Annotated in this window: 1 protein-coding gene; it reads left to right on the forward strand. The window is 44.2% G+C overall.

From position 1 onward, the window contains the following. The coding region (locus CIK04_RS27655) for an NYN domain-containing protein (RefSeq protein ID WP_128824734.1) at positions 1–321 on the forward strand (321 nt) is incomplete at its 5' end. Positions 322–602 lie beyond the last annotated feature (281 nt).

Here is a 602-nt window from a genome sequence, read left to right on the forward strand (position 1 = left end):
GGTCAACGTCAGTTTCACCATATTTTGCGGGGTATTGGTTTTGACGTAAAACTGAAGCCTTTTATTCAACGCTGGGATTGGCAGGTGACGAAAGGGGATTGGGATGTGGGCCTCGCGTTGGACGCTTTTGAGTATGCGCCAATGGTGGATGAGGTCATTTTATTATCTGGCGACGGCGATTTCGAAATCCTTGTTGAGCGCATTCAGCAAAAGTTTGGAAAAAAGGTCACGGTTTATGGCGTGCCGGGCTTAACAGCGCAAAACCTCCAAGCGGTCGTGGACAGATATATCCCAATCGAAGATGAGTTACTTTTGCCTTAAAATAGGGACAAGCCACTTTTAGGTCAGGTTTGTTAGCGGCTGTTTTTGATACTGTCTTTCCAGGATTAGCGCGGCACTGTTTTCGCGTCACTCACGTCTGCTAAAGCCGATCAGCCGACCATGCTCAGGCGATGGCAAAATAAACACAGATTTACTATTCATACGATTTGGTATTGCGAGAAAATTCCGTTACAATGCGGCGCATTGATAATACGAATAAAATATCATTTATTGTTTTGGTAGTCACTTTTAGGTAACAAAAACGTCTATGTCTGGATATA

This window comes from Vibrio sp. 03_296 (genome assembly GCF_002265885.1).